Consider the following 394-nt stretch of genomic DNA (forward strand, 5'->3'; position numbering starts at 1 on the left):
ACCTGTTCGGCGGAGCGCCGGATGGTGGCCGTGGCGGCAACGATCTTGGGCGGGCGGCCGTCCGGGCCGGTGCACAGCTCCAGGATGGCCGCCTCGTAGAGGCCGACTGTGGTGCCGAGCGGTCCGGTGAGCAGGTGCAGCTCGTCCTGGATGATCAGGGACGGGGGCCGGTTGCCAGTGCCGGCGCCGAAGAGGCTGCCGGAGTCGGGCTCCCAGGCGAGCCGAGCGAACTTGTCGACGGTGCCCAGGACGAAGGTGGGTGGATCCTCGTAGAGGTGCTGGTCGACGACGGCGACGGGCAGGACGTCGTGGAAGGCGCACTCATCACGGGTGCAGTAGAAGGTGAACTCGTCCGTTTCGGCGCGGACTCCGTAGTCGGCGCGGACGCTGGACC

1 pseudogene is annotated in these 394 nt (G+C 69.8%); it reads right to left on the minus strand.

What is annotated here, in order from left to right:
* Positions 1–394 (minus strand): annotated as a pseudogene (locus tag BTA51_RS29055) (DEAD/DEAH box helicase); the annotation flags it as partial.

This window comes from Hahella sp. CCB-MM4 (assembly GCF_002260525.1).
Classification (GTDB): Bacteria; Pseudomonadota; Gammaproteobacteria; order Pseudomonadales; family Oleiphilaceae; genus Hahella.